Raw genomic sequence first — 15,320 nt, 5'->3', positions numbered from 1 at the left:
CTTGGACATTTGCCCAGATACTAGCACGGCCCCTCCACGGGTCACTCGATGGCGCGCTGCCCCGCCTCCTCGGCCATCGCGATGATCTCCGGGTTGTAGGCGGCCTTCGGGCCCGGGACGTAGCGGACGCACTCCAGCCCACGGCGGTAATGGAACGTTCCACACCGCTCACGCAGGTCCCAGTCCACCGGGCCGCCGTGGTCGTGGCCCACGCTGATGCCGGTGAAGGGGGCCATGCCGAGAAGCTGGGGGACCGCCTCGATCCGGAACCCGCGAGTCTCCCCTGCCGCCACGTCGATGTCCCAGCGCATCTCGGGGAGGGCGGTGAAGCGGGCGGTGACGGTCACCGGGCCGGGGCCGGGCAGCGCATCGCCCGCCCGGACCGGGCTGCCGTAGGCGTTGTAGGTCAGCCGCAGCTCGCCGTCCTCGACGAACAGCACGTAGCCGCCGCCCTGGTCGCCGTGGGCCACGATGACGCCCTCGTCTCCGGCCCGGTAGTCCAGCGACGCCTCGACCACGAACGACCGCAGCGAGGTCAGCCTGCTCGACCGGAACCGCTCCAGCGCCGGGGTGCCCGGGTAGAGTGTGACCGGCCGCGATAGCGCCAGTTCCGTGGCCGGGCGGGTGTTCAGGACGTCGGGGGTGTCGGCGAGCGGGAAGACGGTGTTCAGCCAGGCGGCCTCGCGCCAGCTCGCGGCCATCTCGGCGACCCGGCCGGGCCTCTCGGCGGCCAGATCGGTGGTCTCGGCCGGATCGGAGGCGATGTCGTACAGCTCCCAGGCGTCCTCGGTGAACGGTGTGCCCGGCACGTGCGATGAGATGATCTTGTAGTCGCCGGCGAAGTAGGCGCGCTGCCCCATGCACTCGACGTACTGCGTGCGGTGCGCGCCCGCCTGTCCCGCGTCGGCCAGCAGGTGGCCGAAGGAGACGCCGTCGATGTCCTGGGCGGGTGCGCCCGCGCGCTCGGCGGGGCGTTCCACCCCGGCGAGGGCCAGGAGCGTGGGAGCGACGTCGGTCACGTACGCGAACTGGTCGCGCACCCCGCCGTCGCCTTCCCGCCTGGGCAGCCCGGCGGGCCAGGACAGGACGAACGGGACGTGCACCCCGCCCGCGTGGGCGTGGCCCTTGTAGAGCCGGAACGGCGTGTTGGAGACGTGCGCCCAGCCGCGCGGGTAGTGCCCGTGCACGCGCGGGCCGCCGATCAGGGAGGGGTCGCGGGGCACGTCGGGGCACCAGTCGGCGGGCAGGCCCGCCAGGTGCACGAAGCGGCTGAAATAGCTGCGCGTGCCGTCCACACCGCCTTCGCCGGTGGCCCCGTTGTCGCTGGTCACCACAATGATCGTGTTGTCCAGCTCGCCGATCCGCCGCAGGTGCGCGACCAGCCTGCCAAGGCTCTGGTCCACGGCGTCCACCGCCGCCGCGTACACCTCCATGTGCCGGGCGAACAGCGCCCTGCGCTCGGGGCTCAGCTCGTCCCACGAGGGGACGCCGAGCGTCTCCCCCGGCTTGGCCCCGGACGGCACGGTGCCCTCCGGGAAGAGCCCGTCCCTGATCTGACGGCGGAAGCGCTCCGCACGGACGCGTCCCCAGCCTTCGTCGTAGCGGCCCCGGTACTTCTCGATGTCGGCGGCCTTGGCCTGCACGGGGCCGTGGACCGCCTGGTGGGCGAAGTAGAGGAAGAACGGCCTGGTGGCGTCTCCGGCCCGCAGCCCCTTGATCATGCCGAGGGCCTGGTCGGTGAGGGTGTCGGTGAGGTAGCGGCCGTCGGCGTGGTCCGCGTCGGGCGCCGGGCCGTTGTCGCTGATCAGGCGGTGCGGATGGAAGAGCGAGGTGAAGCCGTCCATCGAGCCGTAGTAGCGGTCGAAGCCCCGCTGCAGCGGCCAGGAGCTCTTGTCCGCGCCGTCGTGCAACCGGGCCTCACCGGTCAGATGCCACTTGCCGACCATGAAGGTCGCGTATCCGCCCGCCCGGAACGACTCGGCCAGCGTCGGCACGTCGTGCGGGATCTCCATCCGGTAGCCGGGGTAGCCGGGGTCCACGTGCGCGACGGTCGCGAACCCGGCCCGGTGCGGATTGATCCCGGTCATCAGGGCGGCCCGGGACGGCGAGCACAGCGGCGTGCTGTGGTAGTTGGTCAGCCGGTACCCGGTGTCGGCGAGTGCCTGCGTGTGCGGGGTGTCGATCTCCGCGCCGAACGGCGACAGGTCGCTGAACCCCAGGTCGTCCACCAGCACCACGACCACGTTCGGGGCTCCGGGCCGGGCGCGCCCGGCCCGGGGCCACCACGGGGACGACTGCGAGGCGAGCTCGCGGGCCGTCCCGCCGAAGCCTTCGTATCCCCGGCTCGCGGGGGTCTGGGCACCGGCCGTGGTCACGGGCCCTCCGGGTCGACGACGTCCTTGTCCGCCCACAGCGGCTCGACGCGGGCGCGCAGCTCGGCGGCGCCGATCTTGTCCACCAGCGCCACGGCGGCCAGGTTGTCGCGGACCTGCTCCAGGCTGGTCGCCCCGAACAGGGTAGTGGCGTTGGCCGGGTGGGTGAGCGTGAAGGCCACGCAGACCTGCGCGGGCGTGGCGCCCATCTCGTCGGCGATGCGCGCCAGCTCGGGCGCGGACTCGGCGATGCGCTTCCTGATCTCGCCGGGGTCGCGGCCGACCTGGCGGGCGGAGCCCTTGCCCAGGATCACGCCGCCCTCCAGCACGTCGGAGGACTCCAGGCTGACGCCCTGCTCGAAGATCCGCGCGAACGGCGTGCCGTCCGGGATGGAGCGGCGCGAGACGCTGTACTTGAGCTGGGCCATGGCGGGCCCTTCGAGTCCCTCGCCGGCCGCGGCGTTGATCAGCGTCTGCACGTTGGCGGCCGACCAGTTGTTCACGCCCCAGGCCCGGATCAGCCCGGCGGTGCGCAGCTCGTTCATGTCGATGACGAGCTGGTGCAGGTTGACGCCCTCGGTGCGCAGGTCGCCCAGCACCACGATGTCGGCGTGCTCGACGCCGGCCCGGAAGAGCGCGTTCTCAAGCTGGGGACGCAGGCCGTGGTCCGGGTAGCCCTCCAGCCACAGCTTCGAGGACAGCAGGTAGTCCTCGCGGCGCAGCCCGGCGGCGCGCACCATCGCGGAGAAGATGACGTCGGTGAACACCGGCGTCATGCCGGGGAAGCCGTAGACGCCCACGTCGAACAGGTTGATCCCGGCATCGACCGCCTCGCGGATCATGGTCACCGCGTCGGTGAAGTCCATCCGGTCGTAGGTGTGCCAGGAGCCGAGGGCCAGGACGCCCGTCTCCAGGTCGGTACGGCCGATGCGGCGGCGGGGAATAGGGGTGTTCTGCATGTTGACGCTCTCTCTTCTTCAGTTAGGGCAGGCGGGGGTCGATGACGGCCTTGATCTCTCCGAGGCGGGACATCGACTCCACCCGGTCCGAAGCCCCCGACAGCCCGACCGGCTTGCTGAAGAGCTCGTCCCACGGCATCCGGTCGGTGAAGGTCTGGAAGAACCCGACGGCCCGGTGGTAGTCGGCGATGTCGCCGTTGAGCGAGCCGAGCACGGTCAGCTCCTTGCCCATCACCGCGCCCAGCGGAACCCCGGAGAGCCCGAAACCGGTCGTTCCGACCACTACCACGGTGCCGCGCTGGGCGGCCACCGAGACGGCCTCCTCGATGACCGTGGGGGCCCCGGCGAGGTCGAAGACGTAGTCCGCGCCGCGCTCGCCGAGGGCCTCACCGATCGCGGCGACGCGCTCCTCCTTGCTCAGGTCCACCGAGACGGTGGCGCTCGCGCCGAAGCGGCGGGCCGCGTCCAGGCGGTCGTCCGGGCCGCCGACGGTGACGATCGTTCCCGCGCCCGCGATGCGGGCCACGGCGGTGGCGAAGATGCCGAGCGCGCCCGCGCCCTGGACCACCACGCTGGACCCGGCGCGGATGCCGCCCGCCCGGTCCACCGCGCGCAGCACGGTCTTGGCCGCGCAACCCGACATCGCCGCCCAGGTGTCCTTGACGTCGCCGGGGAGCAGCAGCTTGGCCGCGCCGGGGGTCACGTAGCAGTACTCGACCAGTCCGCCGGTCGCGTACGGCGGGCGGTCGGAGCGCTGCATGAAGCCGTAGCCCCGGCTGGAGCACGCGACCGGCTCGCGCAGCACGGAACATCCGTAGCACTTGCCGCAGGTGGACTCCGACCAGCCGATCCGGTCGCCTTCGCCGATGGGGCGGCCGAGGGTGTCGGTGGTGCCCTCGCCGACCGCCACGACCTCGCCGACCATCTCGTGGCCCAGGATCATCGGCAGCATGCCGGGGAAGGTCATCTGACCGCCCCATATGTGGACGTCGGTGCCGCACAGGGTGGTGCACGTGATGCGGACCAGTGCGGCGCCCGGCTCGACCTCCTCGGGCAGCGGTACGTCCTGGAGGCTGAGAGGCCGTCCGTGTTCGGTGAGTACGGCAGCAGTGGTTTTCGTAGGCATTGTCACCTTCGTGGCCTTAACGAGCTGAGGATGGTTAATCTACACTCGTTGACAATTAAGTTACAGCCCCCTGGAGGAACGCGGTGGCGGCGGATCAGAGCGTAGACGCGGACCTTGTCGCGGTCGGCGGTGACGTGCTCACGTTCGACGAGAGCGATGGCAGGGCGGACGGCCTCGCCGTCCGCGACGGCCGGATCGCCGCCCTCGGCGACGAGGCGGACCTGCGGCCGTTCATCGGCCCCCGGACCCGGGTGATAGACCTGGCGGATCGCACGGTGATACCCGGGATCAACGACTCGCACCTGCACGCGGCCTGGCTGGGCGCGGTCTGGCCGGAGACGCTGATCAGCGAGAAGGGCCTGTCCGGGCACGCGGGCCGCCTGATCGCCGACGAGCCCGCCCGCCGCGCGGCCATCCTGCGCGCGGGCCAGGTCTGCGCCTCCTTCGGCATCACCAGCTACACCGAGCCGGGGCTCGGACCCGGCGAGGACGAAGGCGAGACCGGCTGCTTCACCCAGGCCGTGCTCGACACCTACATCGCCCTGGCCAAGGAGGGCGCGCTGACCTCCCGGGTCACCGTGCTGCGCCTGTTCGGCGAACTGGACGGCCCGAGCGCCCTGGCGGACGTCGAGCACGGCCTGGGCGCCGCGCTCCCGCCCACCGACCCCGAGTGGCTCCGCGTGGCCGGTCTGAAGATCTTCGCCGACGGCATCCCGCCGATGCGCTCGGCCTGGACCTGCCACCCATACCCCGACGGCACGACCGGCGGCCTGCTGGTCGGCGGGGACGGCGCGGACGAGCGCGAGCGCAACCTGCACACGATGATCGCGCTGGCCCACCGCGACGGCCTCCAGGTGGGCGTGCACGCCACCGGCGACCGGTCCATCGGATCGGTGATCGACGCGGTGGAGAGGGAGGGCGGCGCGGGCGCGCGGCACTACGTCATCCACGGCGACCTGGTGACCCCCGAGCAGATCGCCCGGATGGCACGGCTCGGCATGGGGCTCACCACCCAGCCGATGATCGCGCTGGCCACCTCGGGCATGGTCGCCGACGCACTCGGCCAGGACGTGGCGGGCTCGGCCTGGCCGCTGGCCGAACTCCTCGCCGCGCCGGTCAACTTCACCCTCAGCAGCGACGGCCCGGTGACCACGCCCGACTGGCGGGTCCAGATCGCGGCCGCCTTCCGGCTGCTGGGCGTCTCCGGGGCCGACCCGGCGCTGATGACCCGGCTGCTGCGCTGCTACACCACGGCGCCCGCCGTACAGGACGGCGCGGAGGACTGGAAGGGATCGCTGGAGCCGGGCAAGGCCGCCGACTTCTGCGTACTGGCCGGCGATCCGCTCACCGCCTCGCCCGACGCCCTGCCGGGCGTGGAGATCGACCTGACGATCGCCGGCGGGCGGGTCGTGCACCGGCGCGAGGCCTGACATGACCCGGCGCCCGGCGGAATCGCCGGGCGCCGGGTCATGACGTCGTCCTTACCGCACCGCGGTACGCGCCCGCAGCCGCTGCAGCTCGTTCAGCGACCGCGACCGCGGGTCCACCACGTCCCGCAGCGACGTCCCGATCTGGTTGAGCAGGAACACGCACAGCATGATCGCGAACCCGGGGGCCACGATCAGCCACGGCGCCTGGGTCAGGTACGACCGCCCTTCGGCGATCATGTTGCCCCAGGTCGGCGTAGGCGGCGCGATGCCCATCCCAAGGAAGCTCATCGCCCCGTCCACCAGCATCGCCGAGGCCGACAGGATGACCACCTGGACCAGCGCCAGCGGCAGCACGTTCGGCAGCACGTGCACGAAGAGGATCTTCGCCGGGCGCATCCCGGACACCCGGGCCGCCCCGATGTACTGCCGTTCCGCGACGCTGAGCACCCGGCTCCGGATCACCCGGGCGGTGAACGGCGTGAAGATCACGCTCAGCGCGATCAGCTCGGTCCAGATGCTCGCCCCCAGGCCGATGGCCAGGGCCATGGCCAGGATGATCGCCGGGAACGACATCCAGGCGTCCATCACGCGCATGACCACCGCGTCGACCGTCCGGTAGAATCCGCTGACCAGGCCGATCACCATGCCGGTGAACGCGGCGCAGACCGTGATGAGCGCCGAGAGCCCCAGCGAGGCCCGGCCGCCCGACACCAGCCGGCTGAACACGTCGCGCCCGAAGGAGTCGGTGCCCAGCAGGTGCCCCGCCGACGGCGGGAGCAGCCGGTTGATCGGATCGGTCGCGTTCGGCTCCGGCAGGAAGACCGGCAGGATCACCACGGCGAGCACGATCAGGCCGAGCACCGCGATGGCCCCGGTAAGCAGCGGATTACGCCGCAACGTCCCGCTCAAAAGACACGCACCTTCGGGTCGAGCAGCGCGTACGACAGGTCGACGAGCAGGTTCACCAGCACGAACATGAGCGCCACGAACAGCGTGACCCCCTGCACCAGCGGGAAGTCGCGGGTGAACACGGCGCCCATGAGGAGCGACCCGAGACCGGGGATCACGAAGATCGACTCGATGATCACAATCCCCCCGATCATCATCGCGAAGTTGCTGCCGAGCTGCGTGACCAGCGGCATGAGCGCGTTCGGCAGCACGTGCCGCAGCATCACCTGCCGTTCCGGCAGGCCCTTGACGCGGGCCGTGCGCAGGTAGGTCTGCGGCAGCTCGCCGAGCACGCTCTCCCGCAGCGTCAGGGTGAACAGCGCCGACTGCCCGATGACCAGGCAGAGCACCGGCAGCACCAGCATCGGCACCGCGGCGACCGGGTCGGTGAACAGGTCCGCGTACCCGCTGGAGGGGAACCAGCGCAGCGTCACCGCGAACACCAGCACCAGGATCAGCGCGATCCAGAAGTCCGGGATCGCCATGCCCAGCCCGGAGATCTGCGCGACCACCCTGGCCACCGGGTTGCGCGGCGACACCGCGTTCCAGAAGGTGATCAGCACCGCCACCGCGAAGCTGATCACCGTGCTGATCAGGGCCAGGGTCAGCGTCGGCACGAAGTGGTCGAGCACCACCCCGACGACCGGCGCGTGGAAGGTGATCGACGCGCCGAAGTCGCCCTGAACGACGTTGCCCAGCCAGCTCAGGTACTGCGTCCACAGTGAGCCGGTGAGCCCCATGCTCTCCCGCAGCGCGTCCACGTCCGCGGGTCTCGCGGTGGGGCCGAGGATGGCGATCGCGGGATCGCCGGGCATCAGCCGCACGATGAAGAACATCATCGTGCCCACGATCAGGAGGATGAAGACCAGATCACGCAGTCGGCGAAGCAGGAGACCCGCCATATGCCCCTCCCCCGGTCACTTCTGCAGCCAGGAGTTCCAGAACACGCGGTAGAACGTGTCGTACCCCTTGAGCTTGGGCGAGTAGGCCGCGTACAGCCGGGACTGGCTCAGCGTGATGACGGGAAGCTGCTCCCACACCAGGGCCTGCATCCGGTTCATCACCCGCCTCGCGTCCTCCGGCGTGGTGACCGCGTTGTATTCGGTGACCAGCCTGGCCATCTCCGGAGAGGCGGACCCGTTGAACGCGCCGAGGGTCAGCGCGGGCAACTGCGAGGGCGAGGTCAGCGCGGCGTTGAAGAACAGGGTGGTGATGTCCCAGCCGCCCGGGTCCTTGGTGATGGTGCCGAGCATCGTCGGGAAGTCGAAGGTGTCGATCTTCGTCTTGATGTCGATCTTGGAGAGCTGGTCCTGGAGCAGCACCGCCCACTGGCTGAACTGCGGGTAGCTGTTGGAGGTGAGGATCCGCACGGTGTCACCGGCGTTGATGCCCGCCTGCGCGAACAGCTCCCTGGCCTTGGCCGGGTCGTGCTGCTTGTAGATGTCGTCGCCGGCGGTGGAGTACAGCGCCTTGCTGTCCTGGGAGACCAGCGAGCCCACCTCGATGGTGAGGTCGGGGCCGCCACCGGTCGCGGCGTTCATGGCCTGCTTGTCCATCAGCAGGTTGAGCGCCTGGCGGGCCCGGATGTCGGAGAACTTGGATCCCTTGTTGAAGTTGGGGATGATCACGTTCTGGTTCGCGCCCACGAGGTTGCTGACCACCACGGCGGGGTTGCCCTTGAGCGAGACGTACTGGTCGTCGCTGGGCATCGCGTGCTGCCACTGACCGGTCTGCAGGCCGTTCACCACGGCGTCCTGGTCGGCGACCACCTTGTAGGTGATGGTGTTGAGGTATGCGTGCTTCGCCCCAGACTGCCCGCCCCAGTCATCTTCCGCCCGGGAAGTGTAAGCGTCATACCTTTCCAGCACCACCTGCTGGCCGATGTCCCACGCCTGCAGCTTGTACGGACCGGTGCCGACGGCGCCGGCCTGCCCGAAGCCGGTAGGCTGGAGCCCCTTAAGGTTCTTCGCCTCGTAGATCTCCGTCCCCGGGCTCGCCAGTTCGTCGATCAACGGGTAACGCGGCTTCTTCAGCACCAGGGTGAGGGTGCGGTCGTCGGCGGCCTTCAGGCTCTTGACGTCGGTGGCGACCTGCTGGCCGGTGATGCCGAACCTCATCCACCGCTGCAGGCTGGCGATCACGTCGGCCGTAGTCAGCGGGTTCCCGTCGTGGAACGTGACACCGCTGCGTAGTTTGAAGGTATAGGTCAGGCGGTCGCTGCTCATCTTGTAGGTGTCGACCAGCATCGGCTTGGCCGCGAAGTCCTTGTCGACCTCGAACAACTTCTCATAGAGCAGGTTGCCGATGTGCGCGGTCACCTGACCGGGGTTGGCAAGCATGTCGAGCGACTGTGGATCGGTGGGAACGGCGACCACCAGATTGCCACCGCGAATGGGAGCACCGGAGTCATTGCCGGAACCTGCGGCCGTGGTCCCGCCGCCGGCACAGCCGGCGAGGAACATGACACTGACCGTCACAGCGGAGACCAGCCCGGTTCGCACGGAGCTCAGGCCTCTTTGGAGCACTTTCATACTGATTCTCGCTCTTGGATCCAAGGGGGGCGGGGGTCGTGAGGATATCCGTCCGGGCTAGCCGTTTGCGCCAACATTGATTGACAAATCCGGGTTTGCTGCTAGTAACCGGCGGGTGTAGTCATGGGTGGAGGAGCCCGCGATGACCGCCGGGGTGCCCACCTCGATGAGATCGCCCTGATACATCACCCCGACGCGGTCGGCGACCGACAGCACCAGGCTGAGGTTGTGCGTGATGAAGAGGAAGCTGATGCCGTGCGCGCGGCGAAGCTGCAGCAGCAGGTTCATGACCTGGCCCTGAACCGAGACGTCCAGCGCCGAGGTCGGCTCGTCGGCCACGATCAGCTGGGGCTCGGCGGCGACGGCGCGGGCGATGGAGACCCGCTGCCGCTGGCCGCCGGAGAGCTGCGAGGGAAGCTTTCCGGCACAGTCGGCGGGCAGGCCGACCTCGTCGATCAGCTCGGCCACGCGGCGGTCGATGTCGCCTCCGCGCAGCCTGGTGAGCTCGTACAACGGTTCGGCGACAATTCGCGCGACCGTGTGCCGGGGATCCAGCGAGCTCTGCGGATCCTGGAAGACGAGCTGCGTGTGACGGCGGAAGGAACGCTCGTCGCCGCGCAGCCCGGACGGCCCGATCTGGTGCGCGCCGAAGGTGATCGTCCCGGACGTCGGGGTCTCCAGCGCGCTGATCATCCGGCCCAGCGTGCTCTTGCCCGAACCGGACTCACCGACCAGGCCGAAGAACTCGCCGGGCGCGATCTCCAGCGAGACCTCGTTGACGGCGCGGACGGGGGGGCGGCGCGCGAAACGCGAGCCCCCGCCGTAGACCTTCGTGACCCGCTCGATGACCAGCGGCGGCGTGCCCCACGCGGGAGCGGGCGCCTCGGGCAGCGTGGGGGTCTCGGTCACCGACATGCCCGCCGGCGCCGTCCCCTCGGTCACCGCCCGGAGCTTGGCCTCGGAGATGGTGGGAAAACCGCTACGGCGGCTGACGCCGACCTGCGGCACGCACTCCAGCAGCGCACGGGTGTACGGGTGCCGGGGACGGGTGAGGATGTCCACCTTGTTGCCGACCTCCACCAGCCGGCCGCGGTACATCACCGCGATCCGGTCGGCGATCTCCGCCGCCACCCCCATGTCGTGGGTGATGAAGACGCAGGCCGTCCGGTGCTCGCGCTGCACACGGCGGAACAGCGTGAGGATCTCCGCCTGCGTCGTCACGTCGAGAGCCGTGGTCGGCTCGTCGGCGATGAGGATGTCGGGGTCGGACATCAGCGCCATCGCGATCATGACGCGCTGCTGCATACCGCCGGACAACTGGTGCGGGTACGCCTTCATGATCCGGTCGGTGTCGGCGAGCCCCACCTCGGCCAGCAGGCCGCGGGCCTTGGCCTCCGCCACCGCGCGGTGCTTGCTGCCCCGGCGCAGCGCCTGGCCGGGCAGCGAGGCGTCTTGGCGGTACGCCTCCATGAGCTGCATCCCGATCCGCAGGGCCGGGTTGAGCGAGTCGAGCGCCTCCTGGAAGATCATTCCGATCCTGGCGCCCCGGTAGCCCCGCATCTCCTCGGCGCTCAGTTGCGTGACGTCCACCCCGCCCACGGCGATCGTGCCCTCGGTGTAGACCGGGGCGACGAACTCCAGCAGCCGGATGATCGACAGTGCGGTGACGGTCTTGCCGCTGCCCGACTCCCCCACGACGCAGAGCGTCTTCCCCGAATCGACGTCGAGGCTGAGTTCATGGACGAGTTCGAGGCGTTCTTCCACGCCTTCGGCTTCCCGGGTGACGCCGATCGTCAGATCCGTCAGATTGAGCAGCGACATGCGCGAGAGTTCCCTTCCTGGCACCGGTCAGCGGGAGGCCCTTGGGGGACTCACACCCGCACTGAGCTGCCAAAAGTCATGCATGTGCCAGATAGTTCTAAAAGGTTGACAGACCGCATCCCCACTGTCAACGGTTATTCCACGCTTGTAGACAGAGCTACCGCGAGACCGCGATCCGGCCTATGGTTATCGTCTACGTGCGTAGATATTAACGGCGGGTGACGCGCGAAGGAAGCCCCCCGTACGATGATCCATCATCAGAAAGAGCAGGTCTGCCAGCATGACCACCTCTCCCCCCTCGCCCCACGCGATCGTCGGCATCGCCACCGGCTACATGGGCGCCAAGCAGCTTTTCGCGGCCAGCCGCATCGGCCTGTTCCGGGCGCTGTCCGACGGCCCCCTCGGCGCGGCCGAGATCGCCCAGGCCACCGGCGTCACTCCGCGCATGGCCCGCATCCTGGCCGACTGCATGGCCGCGCTCGGCCTGCTGACCCGCACCGACGGCCGGTACGCGCTGACCCACGAGGCCGCCGCCTACCTCGCGGGCGACCGCTCCGAACTCGACCTCGGCCCGTTCCTGACCTTCCTCAACGAGATCAGCTACGGCCACTGGCTGCAGTTCGACAAGACCGTGGACACCACGACCCCCGGCGATCTGGACATGTCGCCCGAGCGCTGGGGCACGTTCATGGCCGGTGTCATGACCTACAACGCCCTGCACGCCAAGATGCTGGGCGGCCTCTTCGACTTCTCCGGCTACCGCGAGCTGCTCGACCTGGGCGGGCTGTCCAGCGGTTTCGCCCTGGAGGCGCTGCGCGCCAACACCGGCCTGCGCGCCACCTTCGTCTACGACCCGGCGTTCGCCGACTCGGTCGCCGAGCAGGTGCGCGAGGCCGGGGTGGACGACCGGGCGGTGGTCACCGGCGCCCCCACCGACACCGCCAAGCCGGAGGGCGAGTTCGACCTGGTCATGGTGAACCACGTGGTGCACCGCTTCACCGCCGAGCAGAACCTGGACATCCTGCGCAACGCCCGCGCCGCCGCCGCCCCCGGGGCGCGGCTCATGCTGCTCGACTTCTTCCTCGACGACGACCCCGAGCAGCGCGCGCTCGACGCCCTGCACGCCGGTGAGTACCTGGTGATCGACGGCACCGTGGTCTACGAGGAGTCCGAGGTGCGCGGCTGGCTGGCCTCGACCGGCTGGCGGACCCTCGACAAGCTGTCCCTGCCCGGCAGCCCGCGCCTGCTGCTCGCCGAAGCGGTCTGAGGGGACATCGGCATGGCGCTGGACCCGGCGGTCGCCCAACTCCTGGCGGCCGCCCCCGCACCGGGCGACGACGCCTCGGCCGCCCCGGCCGTCCTGCCGGACGCGGCCACGATGCGCGCCGCGTTCGCCGCCGGGCTCCGCATCCCCGACGACCTGGAGCCGGTCGCGTCCGTCGCCGACCACCTGGTGCCCGGCCCGGACGGCGACGTCCGGGTGCGCGTCTACCTGCCGGAGGCCGACGGGCCGGTGCCCGCCTTCGTGTGGATCCACGGCGGCGGGTGGACGATCGGCTCCATCGAGGAGAACGAGGTCTCCTCCCGGGCGGTGTGCAACGCGGCGCGGGTGGCCGTGGTGGCGGTGGACTACCGGCTGGCTCCGGAGGACCCGTTCCCCGCCGCGCCGCGCGACTGCTACGCCGTCCTTGAGTGGCTGGCCGGGCACGGGGCCTCGATCGGCGTGGACGGCACGCGCGTCGCCGTCGGCGGGGAGAGCGCCGGGGGCAACCTGTCCACCGTGATCTCCATGATGGCCAGGGACCGGGGCGGCCCCAGCGTCGCCGCGCAGGTGCTCATCTGCCCGGTCTTCGGCCACCCCGACGACGGATACGGCTCCTACGCCGACTTCGCCGAGGGCTTCGGGATGACGGCCGGCGTGATGAGGTGGTTCTTCGAGCAGTACGCGACCGGCCCCGCCGACCTCGACGACCCGTACCTGCTGCCGCTCCGGTCCGGCGACCTGACCGGGCTGCCGCCCGCCCTGGTCATGACCGCGGAGTACGACGTGCTGCGCGACGAGGGCGAGGCGTACGCCCGCCGGCTCGCGGAGGCCGGCGTGCCCACCGAGCTGGACAGGTACGAGGGGCAGATCCACGGCTTCTTCGGGCTCCACACGAGCCTGCCGGCCTCGCCCCGCTCCCACGCCCGCGTCGCGGACTACCTTCGCACCGTGTTCGCGTGATCCTTCGCCGGTGCGCGTCACCGCGCGCACCGGCGCAGTGCCCTCAGGGCCGGGTGAGCCGTTCGAAGAACGACTCCAGGTGGCGCTTCTGCAGCTCGACGGTCGAGTAGTTCGGACCGACCAGGCTCATCACGTTGGCCCCGGCGTTGATCAGGACGATCTCGTCCACGAGCTGCTCGTTGGGCAGCGAGGTGACGATGTCGCCGTCGGCGCGCCCCTCGGCGATCAGCCGGTGCAACTGCGCGCGCCAGAAGCCCAGGTGCCCCAGGTACTTGTCGTAGAGCTTCTGGTTGCCGAGCGACGTGTGCCAGTAGGTGAGCAGGATCCGGCCGGCCAGGATGCGGTTCTCGTCTATCGGCATCGAGGACTCGCACATCACCCGCAGGGCGGCCAGGCCGCGCAGGCCCTCAAGGGAGATGTACTCCGTCATCATCGCCAGGGCCCGCTCGTAGGTGGCCTCGATGATGTCTTCCTTGGAGGGGAAGTAGTGCTTCAGCGCGCCGTTGGCGAAGCCGGCCGCGGCGGCGATCTCACGCATGGTGGCCGCCTCGATGCCCCCCTTGGTGATCAGATCCCAGGTGACGTCGATGATGTCCCTACGACGCTGGTCATGGTCGATGATCTTGGGCATGCGGCACCTCCTCGCGGGCCTGTCGTGCACCGGCTTCGATCGCGTACGGCGCTTTCGTCTACCAGTGTAGGACAACCGCCCGCGAGCAGGCGCGGCGGTCGAGCGCTCCCGCGCTCAGGCGCGAAGCGCTGGGACCGGGAAGTCGACGACCACCTGGCCGGTGCCGCTGCTGCCGAAGTACGGGCAGAGCTGCTCTCCTCTGCCGGTGTAGTCGTTCCAGCCGAGCAGCCCGAACAGCATGGCGGTGTCGGCCATCGCGCCCTCACCGGTGCAGCGGGCGTTGTAGTCAGGGAGCATATCGAGGAACTCGGCGATCCGTCCCTGGTTCCACATCTCCAGGACGGCGTGGTCCACGTTCCGGTTGATCTCGCTGCTGACCTCGTCGAGCAGCGACTCGGCGATCTCGTTGGGCGGGAAGGCGTGCGACAGCGAACCGCTCGCCAGGAAGGCCACCTTGCGGCCACTGCGCAGCACCGCCCGCCGCAGGGCCTCGCCGATCCGGCGGTTCTCGTCGATGGTCGAGTAGATGTTGCAGCCGATGGGCAGGACCCGGATGCCGGACTCCTGGTTCATGAAGTACATCGGGACCAGCGTGGCGTACTCCAGGCCGAGGTCCTGGTAGGTGTGCACGCGGGCCTTCTGGCCCCCGGCGACGATCTCCTCCCGGATCAGCTCGGCCAGTTCGGGGTCGCCCGGGTAGTCGTACGCGAGGTCGTGGATGAAGTGCGGCAGCTCGTGGCTGACGTAGGTGGCCTGGTGACGCTCCTTGCCGTTCAGGTGGAAGCCGATGCTGTTCATCCAGTGCGTGTCGGCGATCAGGAAGGTGTCCGCACCGAGCTCGCGGGCACGCCTGCCGATCTCCGTCAGGGCCAGCTCCGCCGGACGGCGGATGCCGAAGTGCTTGCCGGGCTGGATCGACAGCCAGATGGACGGCACATGCGTGATCTTGGCCGCCAGCACGACCTCTCCCATCACGTCAACCTCCTGCCGGTTCCGTGCCTACAGTCCGAGATCTGCATGATAAGCACGCTCCTCTCCCCACCGCATGTGACGGGCGTCATGTAGTCGTCTGCGGGGGTATGTCGATATTTTGGCATATGTCATAACCTAAACGATGTCGTATATGATTTGAAGACTCGCCGAGGTGGGAACCCATCTCGATCAGTGCCGCCCCTGTGTCGAGGAGAAGAGGTCGCATGAAGTTCCGTTCGGATCCGGGCACCATACGCGGGTCCATCGCCCCCGTGGTGACCCCGTTCACCGCCGAGGGAGAACTCG

At 69.7% G+C, this 15,320-nt stretch carries 12 protein-coding genes; 3 read left to right on the top strand and 9 right to left on the bottom strand.

Translation table 11 applies throughout. From position 1 onward, the window contains the following. Window positions 1-41 precede the first annotated feature (41 nt). Genes P3X83_RS41475 through P3X83_RS41465 form a run of 3 tightly spaced genes read right to left on the bottom strand, consistent with a single transcriptional unit; the run spans window position 42 to window position 4,457 of the window. Window positions 42-2,375, bottom strand: coding sequence for an arylsulfatase (locus tag P3X83_RS41475; protein WP_277310934.1), 2,334 nt, complete (start codon window positions 2,373-2,375; stop codon window positions 42-44). Continuing rightward, window positions 2,372-3,331, bottom strand: coding sequence for an aldo/keto reductase (locus P3X83_RS41470; RefSeq protein WP_277310933.1), 960 nt, complete (start codon window positions 3,329-3,331; stop codon window positions 2,372-2,374). Before P3X83_RS41470 ends, P3X83_RS41475 begins: the two co-directional genes overlap by 4 nt. 22 nt (window positions 3,332-3,353) lie before the next feature. Beyond that, complete coding sequence (locus tag P3X83_RS41465) at window positions 3,354-4,457, bottom strand: zinc-binding dehydrogenase (RefSeq protein WP_277310931.1); 1,104 nt, start codon at window positions 4,455-4,457, stop codon at window positions 3,354-3,356. Window positions 4,458-4,540: 83 nt separating this feature from the next. On the opposite strand from P3X83_RS41465, the gene P3X83_RS41460 reads away from it, so the two are divergent. Further along, entirely contained in the window at window positions 4,541-5,887 is a 1,347-nt protein-coding gene (locus P3X83_RS41460) for an amidohydrolase family protein (protein ID WP_277310929.1), read from the top strand. A 51-nt stretch (window positions 5,888-5,938) separates the two neighbouring features. Here the strand turns inward: P3X83_RS41460 and P3X83_RS41455 are convergent, their stop codons facing one another. The 4 genes from P3X83_RS41455 to P3X83_RS41440 all read right to left on the bottom strand — a co-directional run bounded on the left by P3X83_RS41455 (window position 5,939) and on the right by P3X83_RS41440 (window position 11,187). Then, complete coding sequence (locus P3X83_RS41455) at window positions 5,939-6,796, bottom strand: ABC transporter permease (RefSeq protein ID WP_277310927.1); 858 nt, start codon at window positions 6,794-6,796, stop codon at window positions 5,939-5,941. Beyond that, complete coding sequence (locus P3X83_RS41450) at window positions 6,793-7,737, bottom strand: ABC transporter permease (RefSeq protein ID WP_277310926.1); 945 nt, start codon at window positions 7,735-7,737, stop codon at window positions 6,793-6,795. The genes P3X83_RS41455 and P3X83_RS41450 overlap by 4 nt, the downstream gene beginning before the upstream one ends. A 15-nt stretch (window positions 7,738-7,752) precedes the next feature. Further along, on the bottom strand, window positions 7,753-9,174 hold the full coding sequence (locus P3X83_RS41445) for an ABC transporter substrate-binding protein (RefSeq protein WP_277310925.1): 1,422 nt from the start codon (window positions 9,172-9,174) through the stop codon (window positions 7,753-7,755). A gap of 249 nt (window positions 9,175-9,423) precedes the next feature. Then, window positions 9,424-11,187 carry an ABC transporter ATP-binding protein gene (locus tag P3X83_RS41440; RefSeq protein ID WP_277310924.1) on the bottom strand — a complete coding sequence of 588 codons (1,764 nt, stop codon included), beginning with the start codon at window positions 11,185-11,187 and terminating at the stop codon, window positions 9,424-9,426. 280 nt (window positions 11,188-11,467) lie between these two features. Here P3X83_RS41440 and P3X83_RS41435 point away from each other — a divergent pair, with 280 nt between their 5' ends. Together P3X83_RS41435 and P3X83_RS41430 are read left to right on the top strand one after the other, a co-directional pair. Further along, complete coding sequence (locus tag P3X83_RS41435) at window positions 11,468-12,454, top strand: methyltransferase dimerization domain-containing protein (protein WP_277310923.1); 987 nt, start codon at window positions 11,468-11,470, stop codon at window positions 12,452-12,454. A 12-nt stretch (window positions 12,455-12,466) separates the two neighbouring features. Further along, the gene (locus P3X83_RS41430; protein ID WP_277310922.1) at window positions 12,467-13,411 is read left to right on the top strand and encodes an alpha/beta hydrolase; all 945 of its coding nucleotides are present in this window, start codon (window positions 12,467-12,469) and stop codon (window positions 13,409-13,411) included. Window positions 13,412-13,454: 43 nt separating this feature from the next. Here P3X83_RS41430 and P3X83_RS41425 read toward each other — a convergent pair whose 3' ends face one another. Beyond that, window positions 13,455-14,042: a TetR/AcrR family transcriptional regulator gene (locus P3X83_RS41425; RefSeq protein ID WP_277310921.1), complete on the bottom strand. Its 588-nt coding sequence runs from the start codon at window positions 14,040-14,042 to the stop codon at window positions 13,455-13,457. A gap of 114 nt (window positions 14,043-14,156) precedes the next feature. Further along, window positions 14,157-15,014 (bottom strand): 3,4-dihydroxyphenylacetate 2,3-dioxygenase, encoded by an 858-nt coding sequence (hpaD, locus tag P3X83_RS41420; protein WP_277310920.1) that lies wholly within the window; start codon window positions 15,012-15,014, stop codon window positions 14,157-14,159. Between the last annotated feature and the right edge of the window lie 306 nt (window positions 15,015-15,320).

The sequence above is a fragment of the Spongiactinospora sp. TRM90649 genome (assembly GCF_029382225.1).
GTDB lineage: Bacteria > Actinomycetota > Actinomycetes > Streptosporangiales > Streptosporangiaceae > Spongiactinospora.
This window is presented reverse-complemented; position numbering and strand designations above follow the sequence as displayed.

What these genes read in the sequence shown, in the direction of transcription:
- P3X83_RS41470 (WP_277310933.1), bottom strand. Translation starts at nt 3,331, where the DNA reads ATGCAGAACACCCCTATTCCCCGCCGCCGCATCGGCCGTACCGACCTG.
- hpaD (WP_277310920.1), bottom strand. Translation starts at nt 15,014, where the DNA reads ATGGGAGAGGTCGTGCTGGCGGCCAAGATCACGCATGTGCCGTCCATC.
- P3X83_RS41450 (WP_277310926.1), bottom strand. Translation starts at nt 7,737, where the DNA reads ATGGCGGGTCTCCTGCTTCGCCGACTGCGTGATCTGGTCTTCATCCTC.
- P3X83_RS41435 (WP_277310923.1), top strand. Translation starts at nt 11,468, where the DNA reads ATGACCACCTCTCCCCCCTCGCCCCACGCGATCGTCGGCATCGCCACC.
- P3X83_RS41445 (WP_277310925.1), bottom strand. Translation starts at nt 9,174, where the DNA reads ATGCTTGCCAACCCCGGTCAGGTGACCGCGCACATCGGCAACCTGCTC.
- P3X83_RS41465 (WP_277310931.1), bottom strand. Translation starts at nt 4,457, where the DNA reads ATGCCTACGAAAACCACTGCTGCCGTACTCACCGAACACGGACGGCCT.
- P3X83_RS41440 (WP_277310924.1), bottom strand. Translation starts at nt 11,187, where the DNA reads ATGTCGCTGCTCAATCTGACGGATCTGACGATCGGCGTCACCCGGGAA.
- P3X83_RS41425 (WP_277310921.1), bottom strand. Translation starts at nt 14,042, where the DNA reads ATGCCCAAGATCATCGACCATGACCAGCGTCGTAGGGACATCATCGAC.
- P3X83_RS41430 (WP_277310922.1), top strand. Translation starts at nt 12,467, where the DNA reads ATGGCGCTGGACCCGGCGGTCGCCCAACTCCTGGCGGCCGCCCCCGCA.